This is a genomic window from Amaricoccus macauensis, from assembly GCF_014201905.1.
GTDB lineage: Bacteria > Pseudomonadota > Alphaproteobacteria > Rhodobacterales > Rhodobacteraceae > Amaricoccus > Amaricoccus macauensis.
In genome coordinates this window covers 167,810-187,091 of record NZ_JACHFM010000004.1, presented here as the reverse complement: position 1 = coordinate 187,091, position 19,282 = coordinate 167,810, and the positions used below count along the sequence as shown (strand labels likewise).

General features: G+C 69.5%; 20 protein-coding genes. 11 read left to right on the top strand and 9 right to left on the bottom strand.

Annotated features, from left to right (window positions below):
• Positions 1 to 3 precede the first annotated feature (3 nt).
• The 3 genes from HNP73_RS18265 to rocF all read right to left on the bottom strand — a co-directional run bounded on the left by HNP73_RS18265 (position 4) and on the right by rocF (position 2,925).
• Entirely contained in the window at positions 4 to 1,200 is a 1,197-nt protein-coding gene (locus HNP73_RS18265) for a sulfate ABC transporter substrate-binding protein (RefSeq protein ID WP_246399944.1), read from the bottom strand.
• A gap of 107 nt (positions 1,201 to 1,307) precedes the next feature.
• Positions 1,308 to 1,769, bottom strand: coding sequence for an RrF2 family transcriptional regulator (locus HNP73_RS18260; RefSeq protein WP_184153244.1), 462 nt, complete (start codon positions 1,767 to 1,769; stop codon positions 1,308 to 1,310).
• Between the two features lie 160 nt (positions 1,770 to 1,929).
• Positions 1,930 to 2,925: an arginase gene (rocF, locus tag HNP73_RS18255; RefSeq protein WP_343063366.1), complete on the bottom strand. Its 996-nt coding sequence runs from the start codon at positions 2,923 to 2,925 to the stop codon at positions 1,930 to 1,932.
• Between the two features lie 149 nt (positions 2,926 to 3,074).
• Here rocF and HNP73_RS18250 point away from each other — a divergent pair, with 149 nt between their 5' ends.
• Positions 3,075 to 3,617 (top strand): methylated-DNA--[protein]-cysteine S-methyltransferase, encoded by a 543-nt coding sequence (locus tag HNP73_RS18250; protein ID WP_184153238.1) that lies wholly within the window; start codon positions 3,075 to 3,077, stop codon positions 3,615 to 3,617.
• A gap of 5 nt (positions 3,618 to 3,622) precedes the next feature.
• Here HNP73_RS18250 and HNP73_RS18245 read toward each other — a convergent pair whose 3' ends face one another.
• Positions 3,623 to 4,756 carry a succinylglutamate desuccinylase/aspartoacylase family protein gene (locus HNP73_RS18245; protein WP_184153235.1) on the bottom strand — a complete coding sequence of 378 codons (1,134 nt, stop codon included), beginning with the start codon at positions 4,754 to 4,756 and terminating at the stop codon, positions 3,623 to 3,625.
• 95 nt (positions 4,757 to 4,851) lie between these two features.
• On the opposite strand from HNP73_RS18245, the gene HNP73_RS18240 reads away from it, so the two are divergent.
• The 5 genes from HNP73_RS18240 to trxB all read left to right on the top strand — a co-directional run bounded on the left by HNP73_RS18240 (position 4,852) and on the right by trxB (position 9,939).
• Complete coding sequence (locus HNP73_RS18240) at positions 4,852 to 5,262, top strand: hypothetical protein (protein WP_184153232.1); 411 nt, start codon at positions 4,852 to 4,854, stop codon at positions 5,260 to 5,262.
• A gap of 119 nt (positions 5,263 to 5,381) precedes the next feature.
• Positions 5,382 to 5,705, top strand: a complete 324-nt coding sequence (locus tag HNP73_RS18235; RefSeq protein ID WP_184153229.1) for a 2Fe-2S iron-sulfur cluster-binding protein — start codon at positions 5,382 to 5,384, stop codon at positions 5,703 to 5,705.
• Positions 5,706 to 5,861: 156 nt separating this feature from the next.
• The gene (locus tag HNP73_RS18230) at positions 5,862 to 7,226 is read left to right on the top strand and encodes a nucleobase:cation symporter-2 family protein (protein WP_343063365.1); all 1,365 of its coding nucleotides are present in this window, start codon (positions 5,862 to 5,864) and stop codon (positions 7,224 to 7,226) included.
• 153 nt (positions 7,227 to 7,379) lie between these two features.
• Positions 7,380 to 8,855 (top strand): nucleobase:cation symporter-2 family protein, encoded by a 1,476-nt coding sequence (locus HNP73_RS18225; protein ID WP_184153223.1) that lies wholly within the window; start codon positions 7,380 to 7,382, stop codon positions 8,853 to 8,855.
• A gap of 121 nt (positions 8,856 to 8,976) precedes the next feature.
• Positions 8,977 to 9,939, top strand: coding sequence for a thioredoxin-disulfide reductase (gene trxB / locus HNP73_RS18220; RefSeq protein WP_184153220.1), 963 nt, complete (start codon positions 8,977 to 8,979; stop codon positions 9,937 to 9,939).
• A gap of 62 nt (positions 9,940 to 10,001) precedes the next feature.
• Here the strand turns inward: trxB and HNP73_RS18215 are convergent, their stop codons facing one another.
• Positions 10,002 to 10,316 (bottom strand): muconolactone Delta-isomerase family protein, encoded by a 315-nt coding sequence (locus HNP73_RS18215; RefSeq protein ID WP_184153217.1) that lies wholly within the window; start codon positions 10,314 to 10,316, stop codon positions 10,002 to 10,004.
• Positions 10,317 to 10,476: 160 nt separating this feature from the next.
• On the opposite strand from HNP73_RS18215, the gene HNP73_RS18210 reads away from it, so the two are divergent.
• Genes HNP73_RS18210 through glmM form a run of 4 tightly spaced genes read left to right on the top strand, consistent with a single transcriptional unit; the run spans position 10,477 to position 14,417 of the window.
• A complete protein-coding gene (locus HNP73_RS18210; RefSeq protein ID WP_184153213.1) occupies positions 10,477 to 11,388 on the top strand; it encodes a dihydroneopterin aldolase in 912 nt (303 codons plus the stop codon).
• Positions 11,385 to 12,056, top strand: a complete 672-nt coding sequence (locus HNP73_RS18205) for an HAD-IA family hydrolase (protein WP_184153210.1) — start codon at positions 11,385 to 11,387, stop codon at positions 12,054 to 12,056. The genes HNP73_RS18210 and HNP73_RS18205 overlap by 4 nt, the downstream gene beginning before the upstream one ends.
• On the top strand, positions 12,053 to 13,072 hold the full coding sequence (folP, locus tag HNP73_RS18200; protein WP_184153207.1) for a dihydropteroate synthase: 1,020 nt from the start codon (positions 12,053 to 12,055) through the stop codon (positions 13,070 to 13,072). Before HNP73_RS18205 ends, folP begins: the two co-directional genes overlap by 4 nt.
• Before the next feature lie 4 nt (positions 13,073 to 13,076).
• Entirely contained in the window at positions 13,077 to 14,417 is a 1,341-nt protein-coding gene (gene glmM, locus HNP73_RS18195) for a phosphoglucosamine mutase (protein WP_184153205.1), read from the top strand.
• Between the two features lie 301 nt (positions 14,418 to 14,718).
• Here the strand turns inward: glmM and HNP73_RS18190 are convergent, their stop codons facing one another.
• Complete coding sequence (locus tag HNP73_RS18190; protein ID WP_184153203.1) at positions 14,719 to 15,477, bottom strand: DUF1013 domain-containing protein; 759 nt, start codon at positions 15,475 to 15,477, stop codon at positions 14,719 to 14,721.
• Between the two features lie 117 nt (positions 15,478 to 15,594).
• Between HNP73_RS18190 and HNP73_RS18185 the strand changes: the two genes are divergently transcribed.
• On the top strand, positions 15,595 to 16,227 hold the full coding sequence (locus HNP73_RS18185; RefSeq protein WP_184153201.1) for a ribonuclease T2 family protein: 633 nt from the start codon (positions 15,595 to 15,597) through the stop codon (positions 16,225 to 16,227).
• Between the two features lie 41 nt (positions 16,228 to 16,268).
• Here the strand turns inward: HNP73_RS18185 and glyA are convergent, their stop codons facing one another.
• The 3 genes from glyA to HNP73_RS18170 all read right to left on the bottom strand — a co-directional run bounded on the left by glyA (position 16,269) and on the right by HNP73_RS18170 (position 19,246).
• Positions 16,269 to 17,564, bottom strand: a complete 1,296-nt coding sequence (glyA, locus tag HNP73_RS18180; protein WP_343063364.1) for a serine hydroxymethyltransferase — start codon at positions 17,562 to 17,564, stop codon at positions 16,269 to 16,271.
• Positions 17,565 to 17,702: 138 nt separating this feature from the next.
• Positions 17,703 to 18,320 (bottom strand): 2-dehydro-3-deoxy-6-phosphogalactonate aldolase, encoded by a 618-nt coding sequence (locus tag HNP73_RS18175; protein ID WP_184153197.1) that lies wholly within the window; start codon positions 18,318 to 18,320, stop codon positions 17,703 to 17,705.
• A complete protein-coding gene (locus tag HNP73_RS18170) occupies positions 18,317 to 19,246 on the bottom strand; it encodes a 2-dehydro-3-deoxygalactonokinase (protein WP_184153883.1) in 930 nt (309 codons plus the stop codon). The genes HNP73_RS18175 and HNP73_RS18170 overlap by 4 nt, the downstream gene beginning before the upstream one ends.
• Positions 19,247 to 19,282: the final 36 nt, after the last annotated feature.

Sequence of the window (19,282 nt, the reverse complement as noted above, 5' to 3'; positions counted from 1 at the left end):
TCGTCACTTCGCCTGATAGATCTGGTCGAAGATGCCGCCGTCGCCGAAGTGCTCGGGCTGAACCTTCTTCCAGCCGCCGAGGTCGTCGATGGTGACGAGATCGAGCGCGGGCAGGAGGGCGACGTCCGCCGGGTCGGCCTTGCTGGTGTCCCAGGCGCGGTAGAAGTTCTTCACGGCGATCGCCTGTGCCTCGGGGCTGTAGAGCCAGGAGAGATATTCCCCGGCCGCGGCCTTCTGCGCGTCGGAGTGCAGGTTGCCCTCCACCACTGCGACCGTCGGCTCCGCGAGGATCGACAGCGACGGTCGGATGATCTCGAACTCGCCCTGTCCGAGCTCCTTCTCGGCGAGGAACGCCTCGTTCTCCCAGGCGAGCAGGACGTCACCGATGCCGCGCTGGGCGAAGGTCGTCGTCGCGCCACGGGCACCGGTGTCGAGCACCGGCACATGGGCGAAGAGGTCGTGCATGTAGGTGCGGATCTCGTCCGGATTGCCGCCATACTGCTTGTCGGCCCAGGCCCATGCGGCGAGGTAGTTCCAGCGCGCGCCGCCGGAGGTCTTCGGGTTCGGCGTGATGACCTGCACGTCATCCTTCACCAGATCGCCCCAGTCGGCGATGCCCTTCGGGTTGCCCGAGCGCACCAGGAAGACGATCGTCGAGGTGTAGGGGGCGGAGTTGTGCGGCAGCTTGCTCTGCCAGTCCTCCGGGATCTTGCCGGTCTTCGAGGCGATCGCGTCCACGTCGGATGCGAGCGCCAGTGTCACGACCTGCGCGTCGAGGCCGTCGATCACCGAACGGGCCTGCGCGCCGGAGCCGGCGTGCGAGGTCTTGATCTTCGGCACCCCGTGGCCAAGGGCTTCCCAGTGCTCGGCGAAGGCCTTGTCGTACTCCTTGTAGAGCTCGCGGGTCGGATCATACGAGACGTTGAGCAGGGTGTCGGCGGCAAGCACCGCGCCCGGCTCGAGGGTGAGGCCGAGGCCGATCACGGCGATCGCCGCGCCCGCGAGCCATCGCCTTACCAGAGCCGGGGTAAGGCGGGCGGCTTCGCGGAGGCCCTCCTCACGGCGTTCGGCCCTCGGTCCGTCGCTGTCGTCGCTCACCACCATCTGGTGGACGGCGCCGTACATGTCGAAGACGTAGACCGTGCGGTCTGCAGTGGCATCGGCCGCTGCGTGCGCATCGCCGGGAAGCATCCGGTCCATGAAACCTCCATCGCTATTTGCCCGATAATGACGACAGAGTTTATCGTGATAATCAAGCAAAAGGGAATGCCCGCTGAATCCGGATGGATCAACGGGTTAGCGGGGGCTCAGGACGATATTGCCGAATCGAGCAGCGGGGCTGGCAGCTCATTTACCCGAATCAGGTCCTCGACGGTCATCGATTCGATGAGAAGCAGGTATGCCGCGAAGACGTCGCCAAACGCGCGGCGGATGGCGCAGGTCGCCTCGTCCTGACAGTCCTCGCAGCGCTGGTAGGCGCCGCGCGACAGGCAGGGCAGGGGAGCGATCGGCCCGTCGATCAGCCGCAGCACCGCGCCGAGCGTGACCGTCGCGGGGTCCTTGATGAGCTGGTAGCCGCCGATGCGGCCGCGCCGGCTGCCGATGATGCCGCCGTTCTTGATGACGAGCAGGATGTGCTCAAGAAAGCGTTTGGGCACGCCGGCGCGGGTAGCGATCTCCTCGATGGTGAGAGCCCCTCCGCCACGCGCCTTTTCCTCGGCGAGTGTGCCAAGGGCCTTCAGCGCATACTTTGCCTTTTGAGAAATCATTCCTAGTGGTTAGGCTTCGCGGAGCGCGGTTTCAAGGATCTTGGGGGCCGTTCGACACAACCTTTCACTGAACTTGTGCCTGACGTGCCCCGGAGGCAGACGCCCCGGGGGCAGACGGTCGGCCTGCCGGTTGGTCCCGGTTGTCGCGTCGTCCGAGGGCCTAGGCGGCGGCAGTGGCGCCGGGCTGCCGGTCGAGAACGCGCCGCCCGAAGAGGCTCGCCACCAGCTCGGTGGCCGCTAGGGCCGTGCGGCCACGGGTGTCGAGGAACGGGTTCAGCTCCACCAGGTCGAGGGAGCAGACGAGCCCCGCATCCGAGAGCATCTCCATGACCAGATGCGCTTCGCGGTAGGTGGCGCCGCCCGGCACCACCGTGCCGGTGCCGGGGGCTGCCTCGGGATCAAGGAAATCAACGTCGAAGCTCACGTGCAGCCACACGGCCTTCTGCTGCCAGCGGGCGATGCGCTCGGCCATCAGCGCCGCGACGCCGCGCTCGTCGATCTGGCGCATGTCCACCACGTCGATGCCATGCGCCCGCAGGCGCGCCCGCTCGCCGGGGTCGATGGAGCGGGCACCGAACACGTGCAGGTTCTCGCGGGCGACCGCCTGGACCGGGCGGTCGAGGATCGACGCCAGCACCGGCTCCCCGGCGAGGAAGGCCAGCGCCATCCCGTGCATGTTGCCGCTCGGCGAGGTGGAGGGCACGTTGTAGTCCGGGTGGGCATCGACCCAGAGCACTGCCAGCTCGCGGCCCGCCGCGGCACAGTGTCGCGCCACGCCGCTCACCGTGCCCATGGAGATCGAGTGATCGCCGCCGAGAAACACCGGCACCCCGCCACGCGCAGCCATCTCGCAGGAGCGAGCGTGGATCGTGCGGACCCAGCCGGCGATCTCCGGCAGAAAGCGGCACATGGCGGCGGCCTCCGGGTCCATGGCCACGTCCGCAAGCGGTGCATCGTGGAGGTTGCCATGGTCCGTGACGTGGTGGCCGAGCCCGGCCAGCGCCCGTGCGATGCCGGCGGTGCGCAGGGCGTCCGGTCCCATGAGCGTGCCGCGTGACGCGGCGCCGAGTTCCAGCGGCACCCCGAGGATTTCGATGTCGCGGTGTTCGATGCCGGCGGCTTCGGGCAGGAGCGGTTGGTGGCGGCGGTCGGGCACGGGGCGGCCTCCGGGCATCTGGAGCGGGAGCTTCAATCCACGCTAGATGCGGGCTGTGCTCCCGAACAGGGCAATTCGCGGCGGTCGGCGGCGCGGAAGCAGCCGGATCCGGGTTGCGAAGGGCGGGCTGAAGGCGGATCCTGCCTCGCATGTACGCGCATGTCTTCGACACGTCCGCCGGCTTCTGCGGCATCGCCTGGGGCGAGGCGGGCATCACCGGATTCTGCCTGCCTTCGAGCCGGGCCGCGTCCGCCGAGGCCGCGATCCGGCGCCGTGCCGGCGCGGAGCTCGCGGAACTGCCGGACAGTCTCGGCGAGGTCACGGAGGCGGTCCGCCGGTACTTCCTCGGCGAGCAGGCGGATTTCTCCGCAGCCCTCCTCGACCTTCGCGCCCGCGAGCCGTTCTTTGCCCGGGTCTACGCCGTCGTCCGCACGCTTCGCTGGGGAGAGACGACGACGTATGGCGAGGTCGCGGCGCGCCTCGGCGTCGGTCCCGAGGCGGCTCGCGACGTGGGACGGGCGATGGGCGCGAACCCCATTCCGCTGCTCATGCCCTGCCACCGGGTGCTGGGCGCGGGCAACAGGATCGGCGGATTCTCGGCACCGGGCGGAGCCGAGACCAAGCGCCGGATGCTGGCAATCGAGGGCGTGCAGCTCGACGACTTGCCGCGCCAGTCGGCCTTCGCGTTCTAGCCGTTCTAGTCGCCCAGCAGCGGGCCGACGCGCTCCGGCAGGGTCACCGCCCCGGCGATCTTGCCGATGACCTTGCCGGGCCACGCGATCGGCTGTTCGTGGCGGGTGAAGAGGATGCCCGCGGTGCGCGCCCGCACCGCCACCGTCTCGCCGAGCGGGTCGACGATCTCGGCCACCAGATCGCCCTCCGCCAGCGCCGCGCCGAGCGGGGCGCGGTAGACGACGATCCCCGCGGCCGGGGCGATCACCTGCGCCATGGCGTCGAGCGGTGTCGCTTCGACCGACGCGGGCGGCGGCGCGGCCTCGCCGGCCACCACGCCGCGGCGCACGAGGAACCGCAGGATCGCCGCCGCATCCTGGTCCGCGAGAGCCGCATCCACGTCGTTGTTCGAGCGCAGCTCGACCGTCACGGCGAGGCAGGCGGGCGGGATCGCCGCGTCGGGGAAGCGTCGGGCGAGGGCCCACCACGGGCCGCTCAGCGCCTCGTCGAAGGGATTGCCGCCCGAGACCTCGGCGAGGAGCACCGCCGCCGCTCCGAGATCCCCGGCGAGGTCGGCCGCGTCCGGCCAGAGCGGCGTGCCGGTGTAGAGATGGACCAGCGCCTCGCTGTCCGCGTGCAGGTCGAGCACGATGTCCGCGTCGAGCGCCAGCCCGAGCAGTGCCTGCCGCATGGCGTCGAGCTCGGACGCTGGCGCAAGGTCCGCGAGGGCCGTGGCCATCGCGCCCCGAATGGCCGCGACGTTGGCGGCCGCATCCGTCCCAAGCTGCCCGTCGAGGGCATCACCCGCCGCCGGAGCCAGATCGGCATAGCCGCGGTTGAAGTTCGCGGACGTGTTCGCCTCGACCCGGCCACGCAGGAGACCCTGAACGTGCTGGGCGAGGCCGATCGGATTGGCGATCGGCACGAGCACGATCTCTCCGGCGATCGTGGCCTCCGACAGGAGCGCCGCTAGCCGGTGCAGCACCAGCATCCCGGGCAGTTCGTCGGCATGGAGCCCGGCCTGCAGATGGACCTTGGGCCGTGCCCCGGGCGTGCCGAAGCGCAGGACCTCGATCTGTCGCGTTGTGCCGGGCGACGCGCGGGGCAGGTCGATTGTCTCCCGTCGCGCGGCCGACGCCCGACCCTGCTCTGACTCCATTCCCCGTGCCCCCTCTGTGCGAGCCATCTGCGTAGCGCGATCGCGCAGGCGCTCCAAGGGTGGCATTCGGGTCCGTCGGGCGCTAGCTCTGGCCCATGCGACGCTTCCTCATTCCGCTCCTGGTCGCCGCTGCCCTGCCGGCCGCCGCGGCGCCGCTTGATCCGGCGTCCTTCGAGGCGCTGTCCGAGGGCAATACGCTCCGATTCGCCACCCGCGACGGCGCGTTGTTCGGCTCCGAGCAGTATTTCCCCGGACGGCGAAGCCTCTGGCAGCACCCGGATGGCAGCTGCGCCGAGGGCTATTGGTGGCCCGAGGGGAACGACATCTGCTTCAGCTACGGGCCGGGGTCCGAGCGCGAGTGCTGGAGTTTCGAGTCCGGTCCGAACGGCATCGCGGTGCGGCTCATCGAGAGCAGCGACGGGGTGCGCGCCGGGCAACTCGTGATCGACCTCGCGGGCATCGACAAGACCCCGCTCGACTGCCCCGCCCCCGACGTCGGCACCTGACAGCAGCGAGGGCCGCCGGCGAGAGCCGATGCCGCGGCAAGGCAGGGATGCAAAAATCGGGGATGGAACCGCGGCGGGCGACGCACTAAATACCCGCTGACAGGAGAATGCGGGCGCAGATGGCGAAGATCACCTACATCGAGTTCAACGGTACCCCGCACGAGGTCGAGGTGCCGACCGGCCTGACGGTGATGGAGGGCGCCCGCGACAACGGCATCCCCGGTATCGAGGCCGACTGCGGCGGCGCCTGCGCCTGTTCCACCTGCCACGTCTACGTCGATCCCGCCTGGGTCGACCGGCTGCCGCCGAAGGAGACGATGGAGGAGGACATGCTCGATTTCGCCTATGAGCCCGACCCTCAGCGAAGCCGCCTGACCTGCCAGCTCACCGTGAGCGACGCCCTCGACGGCCTCGTCGTGCGGATGCCCGAAAAGCAGATCTGACGCCTCCGGTTGCCGGGGCGCCGCTGGCGATTGCTCGTCAATCGACGAAGGTGCTTAGTCTGCGGGCGGACTTCTCAAGCGACCCCTAAAGACGGCATGAACTTCCCAGTCGCGGGTGCATTGATCCGCAATCAGCTAATGGGGAGGGCTAGCTGCGTGACAAAATCAGATGTCGATTTCGCAACGACCGAGGGCGGACCTCGGGTGGATCCAGTGGACGAGGTGCTGCCGGTCGGGCAACTGTCGGTGCTCGGGCTTCAGCACGTCCTCGTCATGTACGCCGGTGCGGTCGCGGTGCCGCTCATCATCGGTGGCGCGCTGAAGCTGCCGAAGGATCAGGTGGCGCTGCTCATCAACTGCGATCTTCTGGCGGCGGGCATTGTCACGCTGATCCAGTCGATCGGCTTCTGGAAGTTCGGCATTCGTCTGCCGGTCATGATGGGTGTGACGTTCGCTGCCGTGGGGCCGATGCTTGCCATGGGTGCAAACCCGGCACTTGGCATCAACGGTATCTTCGGCGCGGTGATTGCCGCCGGCGCCTTCGGTATCTTCGTATCACCATTCATTAGCAGATTGTTGCCCATGTTCCCGCCGGTCGTTACCGGTGTCATCATCTCGGTGATTGGTCTTTCGCTGCTCCGGGTGGCCGCCAACTGGGCGGGCGGAGGTGTCGGCAACCCGAACTTCGGTGCGCCGCTCTATCTCGGCGTCTCGCTCGTGGTGCTGGTCTCGATCGTGCTCATTACCCGGTTCGTGAAGGGGTTCCTTGCCAACATATCAGTGCTTGCCGGCCTGATCGTCGGCTTCATGATCGCTCTCGCCCTCGGCGAGGTGAGCTTCGCGGGTCTGGCCGAGGCGCCGTGGGCCGCGCCGATCTACCCGTTCATGTTCGGCTGGCCGGTCTTCGACGCCATTGCGATCGCGACGATGTGCGTGGTGATGATCGTGGTGATGATCGAGTCCATGGGCATGTTCCTGGCGCTCGGTGAGCTCACCGGCCGGCGGATCACCCAGGATGACCTGTCGCGCGGCCTTCGCGTCGACGGTCTCGGCACGCTCATCGGCGGCATCCTGAACACGTTCCCGCATACCTCGTTCAGCCAGAACGTCGGGCTCGTCGGTGTCACCGGTGTCCGCAGCCGCTACGTCACGATCGCGGGCGGCATCATCATGGTGGTGCTGGCGCTCATGCCGAAGCTCGCGCTTCTCGTCGCGTCGGTCCCGCAGTTCGTGCTTGGCGGCGCCGGGCTCGTGATGTTCGGAATGGTCGCCGCGACCGGCATCCGCATCCTGCACGGTGTCGATTTCCACGGCGCCAAGCGGCACAACCTCTACATCGTCGCGATCAGCATCGGCATGGGGCTCATCCCCGAACTGTCGCACAACTTCTTTGACCAGATGCCGGAAGCGCTCTCGCCGCTCCTGCACAGCGGCATCCTGCTCGCCGCCGTCACCGCGGTGATCCTGAACCTGGTCTACAACGGCTGGGAAGATGCCGGGGAAGGCAGCCACGCCCACTGACCGGACGATCGAAGGGGCGGCTCTGCCGCCCCTTCTTGCATTCGGGACGCGCCACGCTGGACAGCGGGGCATCCGCTCTTCACCATCTCGTTATTGAGCTGCGGCCCATTCGGCCGCGGAATCTGATTCCGGTGCATGGAGAGACCCCCCGACATGGACAACGCCCGACACTCCGTTGACGAGATGCTGCCAGCTCCGAAGCTTTTTGCCCTCGGCCTGCAGCACGTCCTCGTCATGTACGCCGGTGCCATCGCCGTGCCGCTCATCGTCGGCCGCGCGCTGCAACTCGCCCCCGAGGACGTCGCGTTCCTCATTTCCGCCGATCTCTTCTGCTGCGGCGTCGTCTCGATCCTGCAGTCGCTCGGCGCGACGCCGTGGTTCGGCGTCAGGATGCCGGTGATGATGGGCGTGACCTTCGCCTCCGTCGGCCCCATGGTCTCCATCGCCGTGACGCATCCCGGCACCGAGGGCGCGCGCATGATCTTCGGCGCGATCATCGGCGCCGGCATCATCGGGGTGCTGATCGCCCCGGTTGCCAGCCGCATGCTGCGCTTCTTCCCGCCGGTGGTGACGGGCACGATCATCCTCGTCATCGGCATCTCGTTGATGCGCATCGGCATCAACTGGATCTTCGGCAATCCCTTCGGCCCCACCGCGCCGATGCTGGTCTCGCCGGAGAACGCCGCCTGGCTCGAGGCCGCGAAGGCCGGGGGTGGCGCCGTGCCGCCCGCGCCCGACGGGCTGAAGCTCGCGCCGTCGATGCCGAACCCGGCCTACGCCCCGGTGTCGCATATCCTCCTGTCGCTGGTGGTGCTCGCCATCGTCATCGGGTTCGCCCGCTTCGCCAAGGGGTTTCTCTCGAACATCGCCGTGCTGCTCGGCATCGTGGTCGGCGGCGTCATCGCCGCGGGCCTCGGCATGATGCACTTCGACAAGGTCGCCTCCGCCGCCTGGTTCGCGCCGATCCGGCCGTTCCACTTCGGCGCGCCGATCTTCGACCCGGTGCTCATCGCGACGATGACGCTGGTGATGATCGTGACGCTGATCGAATCGACCGGCATGTTCCTCGCGCTTTCCGACATCACCGGCAAGAAGCTCACCCAGCCGGCCCTGTCGGCGGGCCTGAGGATGGACGGGCTCGGCACGGTGATCGGCGGCGTCTTCAACACCTTCCCCTACACCTCGTTCAGCCAGAACGTCGGGCTCGTCGGCGTGACGGGCATCCGCTCGCGCTATGTCTGCGTCGCGGGCGGCGTCATCATGGTGGTGCTCGGTCTCATCCCGAAGATGGGGGCGCTGGTCGAGGCGCTGCCCACGGTCGTCCTCGGTGGCGCCGGGCTCGTGATGTTCGGCATGGTGGCGGCGACCGGCGTGCGCATCCTCGGCCGCGTCGATTTCACGACCAGCCGCAACAACCTCTTCGTGGTGGCGATCTCGGTCGGCCTCGGGATGATCCCGCTCGTCGCGCCCGACTTCAAGATGTGGCTGCCGCACGTCATCCATCCGCTGATCGACTCCGGCATCATCCTCGCCTCCATCGGCGCGGTGTTCCTGAACGTGATCTTCAACGGCGCGGGCGCCACCGAGGAAGATCTGCGCGAAGCCGCCATGTCGAGCGGCGAGCACTGACCCGAGGGCGGCGCGGGGCCCGAGTCTCGCGCCGTTTCCACTGGGGAATTGCCGCGCCGCGACGGATGGCTATGTTGCGCTCCGACAGCGCGGCTTCCGGCGCTCCCAGGACGAGGCTCCCATGACCACCCGCCATTCCCGCCTGATCATCCTCGGCTCCGGCCCCGCCGGCCACACGGCCGCGATCTACGCCGCGCGCGCGAACCTCAAGCCGCTTGTCATCACCGGCCTCGAGGCCGGCGGCCAGCTGATGACGACGACCGATGTGGACAACTGGCCGGCGGACGTGGACGGCGTTCAGGGACCGGACCTGATGGCGCGCTTCCAGAAGCATGGCGAGCGGTTCGAGACGGAATATGTCTTCGACCACATCGCCGAGGCGCATCTCGGCGAGCGGCCGTTCCGGCTGGTGGGCGACTACGGCACCTACACCTGCGACGCGCTCATCATCGCGACCGGCGCCTCGGCGCAGTATCTCGGCCTGCCCTCGGAGCAGGCGCTGATGGGCAAGGGCGTCTCGGCCTGCGCCACCTGCGACGGCTTCTTCTTCAAGGGCCAGGACGTCGCCGTGGTCGGCGGTGGCAACACCGCGGTCGAGGAAGCGCTCTACCTCGCCAATATCGCGAAGCACGTCACGCTGGTGCACCGCCGCGACAGCCTGCGCGGCGAGAAGATCCTCCAGGACCGGCTGTTCCAGAAGGCGAAGGAGGGCAAGGTCACGCTGAAGTGGAACCGCACCGTCGACGAGGTGCTGGGCGACGCGACCGGCGTCACCGGCCTGCGCCTCGCGGACACGGCGTCCGACGCCAAGGAGGACGTGGACCTCAGCGGCGTCTTCATCGCCATCGGCCACAAGCCGAACACCGGGCTCTTCGAAGGCCAGCTCGAAATGGAGAACGGATATATCATCACGCAGGGCGGCCGCCACGGCAACGCCACCCAGACGAGCATTCCGGGGGTCTTCGCCGCCGGAGACGTGCAGGACCACATCTACCGCCAGGCGGTGACGAGCGCGGGCTCGGGCTGTGAGGCCGCACTCGATGCGGAGCGCTACCTCGACGGCCTCGCGGCCGCGGTGATCTGAGACGCCGCGGCGGGCGCGGTCGGCGGGCGGGACCCTGCCTCGGGTCCCGCTTCAGCCTCGGCCTACGACTTCAGCCGGGCCTTCACGTCTTCGGCGAAGTCCTCGTAGCGCCGGATCGGCGTCGTCTTGATCGTCACGTACTGGCCCATCCGCTTCATGATCGGCAGGTCGAACAGGATCTGGTCCAGCGTGTTCGGCGAGTCGATGTCGATGATGACGATCACCCGCCGCTCACCGACCACCTTCCAGAGGTCGACGACGACTCCCGCCTCCTTGGCGCCGATCGCCACGCCGGCCTCTTCCTGCCAGATGTCGAAGAGATCCTGCTGGCTCATGTCGGCGCCATAGCCAACGGTGAATTCCAGGTGATAGAGCACCGCATCCTCCCGATTTTCCCGCGTCTCGCGCGCGTGGCGGCACGATAGCGGAGCCCGGCCTGCGGGCAAGCCTTTCGATGGTCGAAGGCTCCCAGCCTTGCAGGTGGGGGGCACGAACGCTATCTCCCGCGCGGGGCAGAGCCGCTGGGGGCGAGGACCGATGGACGAGACCGCGATCGCCTTCGAGCTGCCGCATGCGCGCGCGAGCGCCACGCATGTCGGCCCGCCGCTCGACCGGATTTCAGTGCGCGACTACACCCGCGATGTGGAGATCGGTGCCTTCCGCTCCGAGCGAGGCGTCACGCAGCGCATCCGTTTCAACGTGGTTCTCGAGGTGTCGCATCACGCCGCCGCCGAGGATGACGACGTGGACAAGGTGATTTCCTACGACACGATCACCGAGGCGATCGAAGCCGAGCTTGCCGCCGAGCGGGTGAACCTGCTCGAGACGCTGGCGGAGCGGATCGCTGCCCGCTGTCTCGCTGACCCCCGCGGGGTCAGGGTCTTCGTGCGGATCGAGAAGCTCGACCGGATCCCGGGAACCCTCGGGGTCGAGATCGCCCGTTCCCGGCTCGAGGATGGCGCGTCACGGATCCGGCAGGTGGTGCCGCCGAGCACCGTCGCGGCGGCGGACCCGGTGATCGTGCATCTGCCGCCCGAGGCGGCGTTCGGCGCGGACGCGCCCGCGTGGCGCGACGCGCTCGCCGCGCTCGGCCGGCCGGTCATCGTCGTTCTCGCGCCCCGCGACCCGCAGAAGCCCGCCCTGAGCGAAGCGGAGCGGCGGATTGGCCTTCTCTCGATCGAGCAGTCGGTCTGGGCCTTCGCGGGGGCGGACCCGCGCTTCGACGTGGCGGCGACCCGCACCGAACTCGACTGGGCGGCAAAGCATGGCCGCCTGACCGTCTGGGCGCCGTCGCACATGACGACGGCGGCCCTGAAGCACGCCGCACCCGGGCCGGACGATCCCGCCGGCCTTGCCGCATGGCTCGGGGCCGAGCTTGGCGCCGCGACGGTGATCATCGTGGGCGGCGCGCTGGCGCGGCCGGAAGATTTGGCAGGAGCACTCCCATGACAAAGGCGCGACTGGTCTTCGACCTCGACGGCACGCTCCTTGACTCGATTCCCTCGCTCGTCGCCGCTGGCAACGCGCTCCTCGCCGAGCTTGGGCGCCCGTCGATCGACCTTGACACCGGGCGGGGCTTCGTCGGCCACGGCGTCGTGAGGCTGGTGGAGAGCCTGCTCAACCATACCGGCGGCATCCCCGGCGACCTCGACCCGCATGTGGAGCGGTTCCGCGAGATCTACGGCGCGGATCCGGTCACCGGGACGGTGGTCTATCCCGGCGTGCACGAGGCGCTGTCGGCGCTCGCCGCCGCAGGGCACGGCCTCGGGGTCTGCACCCAGAAGCCGAACGGGCCGGCCATCGACCTCCTGCAGCAACTCGCCCTCATGCCGCCGATCACCGGGTTCACCGGCGGTGACAGCCTCGCGGTCATGAAGCCCGATCCGGCCATGCTCCGGCACACCGCCGACCAGCTTTCCGGCGACGTGACCATCATGATCGGTGACAGCGAGACTGATGCCGAGACGGCACGGCGCGGCGGTGTGCCGTTCCTGCTGCACACCGAAGGCTATCGGCTGGCCGAGATCACGGACCTGCCGCATGTGGCGGCCTTCTCGGACTTCGCCGAGCTGCCCGGACTGGTGGCGGCGGTGCTGGACGGCGACGCGGCCGCATGACCCCGCGCTGGCGCCCGCTGCCCCGGAGCGGCGGGCCACGGCCGCCGGACGCGCTGGTGCTTGCGGGCGGGCCGCTCTGGTTCAATGAGGTGGCGTTCCACGATGCCGGGCGGGAGCCGCGGCTGCGGCCTGCTGCCGAGCTGCCGCCAGCCGTGCGGGAGGCGCTGACGGCGCCGCGTCCGCCGGTCGCGGGGCTGTCGCTCGACCGGCCGCGGATCATGGGGATCCTGAACGTCACCCCGGACAGCTTCTCCGACGGCGGCGAGCATTTCGCCTTCGACCACGCGGTGGCGCGGGCGCGGGCAATGCTCGACGAGGGCGCGGACATCCTCGACATCGGCGGTGAATCGACCCGGCCGGGCGCGGAGCCCGTGGCGCCCGAAGCCGAAGCGGCCCGGGTCGTGCCGGTCATTGCCGCCCTGCGCGCCGCCGGGATCGCCGCGCCGGTCTCGATCGACACCCGCAATCCCGAGGTGGCCGAAGCGGCCTTCGCCGCCGGCGCCGATCTCTGGAACGACGTGGCGGCCCTCGGCCATGCGAGGGCAAGCCTCACGGTCGCGGCGGCCTCGGGCCGGCCGGTCTGCCTCATGCACGCAAAGGGCGACCCGCGCACCATGCAGGACGCGCCGACCTATGAGGACGTCCTGCTCGAAGTGACGGATTTCCTCGCCGCCCGCGTCGATGCGGCGGAAGCGGCCGGGATCCCGCGCGGGACGATCCTTGTCGATCCGGGGATCGGCTTCGGCAAGACGGTCGCGCACAATCTGGCGCTGATCCGCGGCCTTGCGGTACTGCACGGGCTCGGCTGCGGCCTGCTCTTCGGTGCCTCGCGGAAGCGTTTCATCGGCTCGGTCGCCGGCGCTCCGGTCGCCGCCGACCGGGTGGCGGGCTCGCTTGCCGTCGCGCTCGAGGCTTTGCGCCAGGGAGCGCAAGTGTTACGTGTGCATGACGTGAAAGAGACCCGGCAGGCAGTCGACCTCTGGTCCGCACTGAACGGGTCCGGCGACCAGGAGTAGAGGCATGGCAAGGAAGCTCTTCGGCACCGACGGCGTTCGGGGCCGGGCCAACGATGCGCCGATGACGCCCGACACCGCGCTCCGGCTCGGGCAGGCCGCGGGACGGTACTTCACCAATGGCGGGCACGCGCATCGGGTGCTGATCGGCAAGGACACCCGTCGCTCGGGATACATGCTCGAAACAGCGCTGACGGCGGGGTTCACCTCGGTCGGCATGAACGTCTTTCTCGTCGGCCCGGTGCCGACGCCGGCGGTCGGCATGCTCGCCCGCTCGATGCGGGCCGATCTCGGCGTGATGATCTCCGCCTCGCACAACCCGTTTCAGGACAACGGCATCAAGTTCTTCGGGCCGGACGGCTTCAAGTTGTCCGACGCGGCGGAGGAGGAAATCGAGGCGCTGCTCGACGCGGCGCCCGAGCTGGCGGAGCCGTCGCGGATCGGCCGGGCGCAGCGCATCGACGACGCGCGCGGCCGCTACATGGAGTTTGCCAAGACGACGTTCCCCAAGGGCCTGCGCCTCGACGGGCTGAAGGTGGTGGTCGACTGCGCCAACGGCGCGGCCTACCGCACCGCGCCGGAAGTGCTCTGGGAACTCGGCGCCGAGGTGATCCCGGTCGGCGTCTCGCCCGACGGGTTCAATATCAACAAGGGCGTCGGCTCCACCCATCCGCAGGCGGCCGTGGCGGCGGTGGTCGCGCACAAGGCCGACCTCGGCGTCTCGCTCGACGGCGACGCGGACCGGGTGATGATCATCGACGAGAAGGGCGTGGTGGCGGACGGCGACCAGCTGATGGCGCTCATCGCCGACCGCTGGGCAGCGCAGGGGCGTCTCGCGAAGGGGACGCTCGTCGCCACGGTCATGTCGAACCTCGGGCTCGAGCGCTATCTCGCGGCACGTGGGCTGGATCTCGTGCGGACCGCGGTGGGCGATCGCTACGTGGTCGAGGCGATGCGCGAGGGTGGCTTTACCCTCGGGGGCGAGCAGTCGGGACATATCGTCATGACCGACTACGTCACGACCGGCGACGGGCTCATCGCGGCGCTGCAATTCCTCGCGGCGATGGTGGAGACCGGCAGGCCGGCGAGTGAGCTCGCCCGGGTGTTCCCGGCTTTCCCGCAGGTCCTGACCAACGTCCGCTACAAGAAGGGCCGCACACCCCTCGACGAGGCGAGCGTTAAGGCGGCGATCGCCGATGCGGAGGCACGGATCGACGGGCGCGGCCGGCTGGTGATCCGCAAGTCGGGGACCGAGCCGCTCGTCCGGATCATGGGGGAGTGCGACGACCCCGAGCTCCTGCGCCGGGTCGTCGGCGAGATCGAGGCGGAGGTCGCGCGCTTCGCGTGACCGCTCGGGCTCGGGCGTTGGCGGCTGCGTCATGGTTAACGGCGCAGCGCCCCTGATTCAGAGGATATCGCCCGCCCGTCGCCTTGCGAACGCGCTTCCTGCCACGAGGTTAACCGCGACGAGGCAAGCGCCCCGTGACTCTGGCCCGCGACGCTGAGCCGTGGCGCTGGCCCGTAACGGCGGCCCGTGGCCCGTGATTGCCCAAAGCCCGCAACCGCGTCCCGCTGCCGCTCGCGCTGGCTGTGTGCGGCCAGGACGCGCCCTGACTTGTCTGGCGCGTCGCAGGCCGGGAGCCGCGGGCTCAGACGAGGTTGTCGTCCTCGTCCTCGTCGTCGTCCTTGCCGGGGGCGATGTTGAAGAACGCCTCGGCGTCGGCCTTGGCGGCCTCGGGCGACAGACGCTCTTCCTTGCGGGTGAGCGTGAAGTTCTCGACGCCGGCCACGTTCGACGGGATGCGCGGCTCGGGCTCCATGGAGAGCGACTGCTCGATCGAGACGAGCTTCATGCGCTCGGCGTCGCTCATCACGCCGTCACCCGGCGCGCGCTTCACCGCCTTCGCCACGGCGCTGTCGAGTTCGATCTGCTTGCAGAGGCCAAGGGCCACGGGATCGACCGGCGAGATGTTGGCGATGTTCCAGTGGGTGCGATCGCGGATCGACTCGATCGTCGGCTTCGTCGTGCCGACGAGCTTCGAGATCTGGCCGTCCGAGAGCTCCGGGTGGAACTTGACAAGCCAGGCGATCGCCGCCGGCCGGTCCTGACGCTTGGAAAGCGGGGTGTAGCGCGGCCCCTTGCGCTTCGCTTCGCCATCGGCGGCGGGGTTGTGGAACAGCCGGAGCTTGTGGTGGGGGTTTGCCTCGGCGCGGCGGATTTCCTCGGCGGAAAGCTGGCGGTTTGCGATCGGATCGAAACCCTTGATGCCCTGTGCCACCTCGCCGTCGGCGATGCCGTTCACCTCGAGCTCGTGCAGACCGCAGAAATCGGCGATCTGCTGGAAGGTGAGGGTTGTGTTCTCGACGAGCCACACAGCCGTCGCCTTCTGCATCAGGGGGAGCGCCATCGCTGCGGTTCCTTCTTCAAAAACAAGCTTCGCCCGGTCCGAAAACTCGGTTGCGCCACGGCGCGAGGATCGGTTTTCGAGGGGAGATCGGCCCGTTATATAGTCCTGATGGGCAGGATGATAAAGAGCTTTTCGCTGGCGGCGTCTGTGGCGCTTGGCCTTACCTTCACCGGAATGCCCGCAGCGGGCTTCGACTACTACGTGCTGGCGCTGACCTGGACGCCGACGTGGTGCCAGACCGACGGCGGCCCGGAGGACGCGCAGCGCGGCGGCCAGTGCGATCCGGCGCGCGATCTCGGCTTCACGCTGCACGGCCTCTGGCCGCAGGACGCAGCCGGCGGCTGGCCGGAGTACTGCGACACGGACGCACGAGATCCGAGCCGGCGCGAGACGGCGGCGATGGCCGACGTGATGGGGTCGGGCGGGCTCGCCTGGTACCAGTGGAAGAAGCACGGCCGGTGCAGCGAGCTGGAGCCGGAGGATTATTTCGCTGCGTCGCGGCGGGTCTACGAGGCGCTGTTGCTGCCGGCGCCGCCGGCCGGGGCATCGCCCGGCGCGATCGAGGCGGCGTTCCTGAAGGCGAACCCGGCACTCTCGTCCGATGGGGTGATCGTCACCTGCGGCGGGGGGCAGTTGCAGGAGATCCGCATCTGCCTGACCCCGGATTTCATGCCGCGCGCCTGTGGGCAGGACGTGCAGGAGGACGCCTGCCGTGCCCGCGGCCGGCTCGACGTGCCGGACTTGCGGTAGGGGGGGATCAGGGTGGCCGGTCGACCGGCCACCCGGCATTGTCAGAGCCCCGGGTAGATCGGGAAGCGGTCGCAGAGCGCCTGCACGCGGGCCTTGACCGAAGCCTCCACGTCGCCGTTGCCGTCCGGGCCGTTTTCGGCAAGCCCGTCGAGGACTTCGACGATCAGCGCGCCGACCTCGCGGAACTCCGCCTCGCCAAAGCCGCGGGTGGTGCCGGCGGGCGTGCCAAGGCGGACGCCGGAGGTCACGGTGGGCGGTGCCGGGTCGAACGGGATACCGTTCTTGTTGCAGGTGATGTGCGCCCGGCCGAGCGCCGCCTCGGCGTCCTTGCCGGTCACGCCCTTCGGCCGCAGGTCCACGAGCATCAGGTGGGTGTCGGTGCCGCCGGTCACGATGTCGACACCGCCCTTCATCAGCGCCTCGGCGAGCGCCTTCGCGTTCGCCACGACCGCGGCCGCGTAGTCGGCAAAGTCCGGGCGCAGCGCCTCGCCGAAGGCCACCGCCTTGCCGGCGATGACGTGCATGAGCGGGCCGCCCTGCAGGCCCGGGAAGATCGCCGAGTTGATCTTCTTCGCGATCGCCTCGTCGTTCGTCAGCACCATGCCGCCGCGCGGGCCGCGAAGCGTCTTGTGCGTCGTGGTGGTGACCACATGGGCATGCGGTACCGGGTTCGGGTGCTGGCCACCGGCGACGAGGCCGGCGAAGTGCGCCATGTCCACCATCAGGTACGCCCCGACCGAGTCGGCGATCTCGCGGAACTTCACGAAGTCGATCTGGCGCGGAATGGCCGAGCCGCCGGCGATGATGAGCTTCGGCTGGTGCTCCTTCGCCAGTTCGGCGACCGCGTCGTAGTCGAGCCGCTGGTCCTGCTTGCGCACGCCGTAGTGCACCGGCTTGAACCACTTGCCCGACATGTTGGGCTTCGCGCCGTGGGTGAGGTGGCCACCCGAGGCGAGGTCCATGGCGAGGAAGGTATCGCCGGGCTGGAGCAGCGCGAGGAACACCGACTGGTTGGCCTGACTGCCGGAGTTCGCCTGTACGTTGGCGAACTTCGCGCCGAATAGCTGGCAGGCGCGCTCGATCGCCAGCGTTTCCGCCACGTCGACGTACTGGCAGCCGCCATAGTACCGCCGGCCGGGATAGCCCTCGGCGTATTTGTTGGTCATCACCGAGCCCTGTGCCTGCAGCACGGCGCGCGAGACGATGTTCTCCGAAGCGATGAGCTCGATCTCGTCGCGCTGGCGTCCGAGCTCCTGCTCGATCGCGCCGAAGATCTCGGCGTCGCTCGAGGCGAGATCCTGAGTGAAGAAGCCGCTGTCGGTGGGGGTGTCAGGCACGGGAGACGCTCCGGAATGATCGCAAGGAAGGGTCGGCCGTGGGCATACTCCCATCGGTGGATCCGGGAAACCCCGATTTCCGGCAGGGCAGCCCGCCACGGTAGCCACGGTAGCTTGCCACGGTAGCCTGGCGGTGTCTCAGGTGGAGACGATGCCGAGCGTCGCGTCCCACGCAGCGACGCTGGCGCGCGCGGCGTCCGAGATGCGCTGAAGTGCCCAGTCCGGCTTGAAGAGCGCGCTGCCGAGGCCGAAGCCGTCGATGCCCGCCGCCGTCCAGGTGGCGAAGTCGCCCGGGCCGACGCCACCGACCGCATAGATTTGGGTCCCGCGCGGCAGGACGGCGCGGATCGCCGTGACGCCGTCGCGGCCGAGGACGCCTGCGGGGAAGATCTTCAGGGCGTCGGCGCCGGCCGCAAGGGCCGCGAAGCATTCCGTGGCGGTGAAGACGCCGGGGTAGGAGCCGAGGCCGAGCTGTTTGGTGCGCTCGATGACGCGGGTGTCGGCGTTTGGCGAGACGATGAAGGTCGCGCCGGTGCCGGCCACCGCGCGGACGTCGTCGGGCGTCAGCACGGTGCCGGCGCCGATCTCGGCCCGGTCGCCGAGGGCGGACTGGAGTGCCGCGATGCTTCTGAGCGGCTCGGGCGAGTTCAGCGGCACCTCGATGCGGGTGATGCCGGCGGCGAGGAGCGCCTCGCCGGTCTCGACGGCACGCGCGGGATCGAGGCCGCGCAGGATGGCGATGAGCGGGCGGGTCATGGATGGGCTCCGTTGCTGGCGACACGGGTGCGCAAGGCAGCGCGGGCGGCCGCGAGGCCGGCGATCGTCATGGCGGTGGCATCGGCCTCGCGAGCGTCGAGCCCGGCGAGCGCGAGGGCGCCGCCATAGGCACGCGACAGCGCGGGGGCACCGATCAGGACGACGTCGCGGCCGAGCCAGTAGGGCTTCGCCGCGGCGATCTCGCCGCCGATCAGCAGGCCCGACAGCCGGGAGCGGGCGACGACCGGGTCCAGGTCGCCGACGAGGGCGCCGGCGCGCAGGCCGAAGAGACGCGCGGGCACCCGGTCGGGTCGCGCGAGACCGTCCTCGGCGCCCGCGAGGAACGCCGCCTCGTCCCAGCCGTCGGGCGCCACGGTGCGGCGCAGGACCGACTGGCCGGCGAGGAGCGCGAACATCTCGCCCGTCATGTAGCTCGCGAAGCTCACTACCTCCCCGGCCGAGACATGCACCCACTTGGTGTGGGTGCCGGGCAGGCAGGCAACGCCGTCAAAGCGTGGTTCCTCCGCGATGAGGCCGGCGATCTGGGTCTCCTCGCCGCGCATGACGTCGGGCGGCGCGGTCTGCGAGAGGCCGGGCAGGATGCGGACGGCAAGGCGCGGGTCGGTGGTGGGCACGCGCGCCGGGTTGGCCGGTGAGGGTGGGCAGGGGACCGTGCCGTACGGCGCTTCCACCCACGCGCCGCGGGCGCCGGCCATGCCGCAGATGATGACGTCGGTCGGGGGTTGCCCGGCCTCGCGGAGCCAGGGGCCGATGGCGCCGAGAAGCGCGGGCTCGAAGGCGTCGGGCGCGAGTGTCGACGCGCCGGTGGCGGCGCTGGTTTCGGAGATGGGGCGGGAGGTGCCGTTCATGGCCCAGGCGCGGAGGTTTGATGATCCCCAGTCGACGGCGATCCAGTCGACGGCGATCCCGTCGGCGATCCCGTCGATCAGGGGGCTTGAGGT

Bases quoted from the DNA above. Each gene is read 5' to 3' on its own strand.
- glmM (WP_184153205.1), top strand. From the start codon at position 13,077: ATGGCAAGGAAGCTCTTCGGCACCGACGGCGTTCGGGGCCGGGCCAAC.
- HNP73_RS18260 (WP_184153244.1), bottom strand. From the start codon at position 1,769: ATGATTTCTCAAAAGGCAAAGTATGCGCTGAAGGCCCTTGGCACACTC.
- HNP73_RS18205 (WP_184153210.1), top strand. From the start codon at position 11,385: ATGACAAAGGCGCGACTGGTCTTCGACCTCGACGGCACGCTCCTTGAC.
- HNP73_RS18240 (WP_184153232.1), top strand. From the start codon at position 4,852: ATGCGACGCTTCCTCATTCCGCTCCTGGTCGCCGCTGCCCTGCCGGCC.
- trxB (WP_184153220.1), top strand. From the start codon at position 8,977: ATGACCACCCGCCATTCCCGCCTGATCATCCTCGGCTCCGGCCCCGCC.
- HNP73_RS18245 (WP_184153235.1), bottom strand. From the start codon at position 4,756: ATGGAGTCAGAGCAGGGTCGGGCGTCGGCCGCGCGACGGGAGACAATC.
- HNP73_RS18185 (WP_184153201.1), top strand. From the start codon at position 15,595: ATGATAAAGAGCTTTTCGCTGGCGGCGTCTGTGGCGCTTGGCCTTACC.
- HNP73_RS18250 (WP_184153238.1), top strand. From the start codon at position 3,075: ATGTACGCGCATGTCTTCGACACGTCCGCCGGCTTCTGCGGCATCGCC.
- HNP73_RS18265 (WP_246399944.1), bottom strand. From the start codon at position 1,200: ATGGACCGGATGCTTCCCGGCGATGCGCACGCAGCGGCCGATGCCACT.
- HNP73_RS18175 (WP_184153197.1), bottom strand. From the start codon at position 18,320: ATGACCCGCCCGCTCATCGCCATCCTGCGCGGCCTCGATCCCGCGCGT.
- HNP73_RS18190 (WP_184153203.1), bottom strand. From the start codon at position 15,477: ATGGCGCTCCCCCTGATGCAGAAGGCGACGGCTGTGTGGCTCGTCGAG.
- folP (WP_184153207.1), top strand. From the start codon at position 12,053: ATGACCCCGCGCTGGCGCCCGCTGCCCCGGAGCGGCGGGCCACGGCCG.
- HNP73_RS18210 (WP_184153213.1), top strand. From the start codon at position 10,477: ATGGACGAGACCGCGATCGCCTTCGAGCTGCCGCATGCGCGCGCGAGC.
- HNP73_RS18225 (WP_184153223.1), top strand. From the start codon at position 7,380: ATGGACAACGCCCGACACTCCGTTGACGAGATGCTGCCAGCTCCGAAG.
- HNP73_RS18235 (WP_184153229.1), top strand. From the start codon at position 5,382: ATGGCGAAGATCACCTACATCGAGTTCAACGGTACCCCGCACGAGGTC.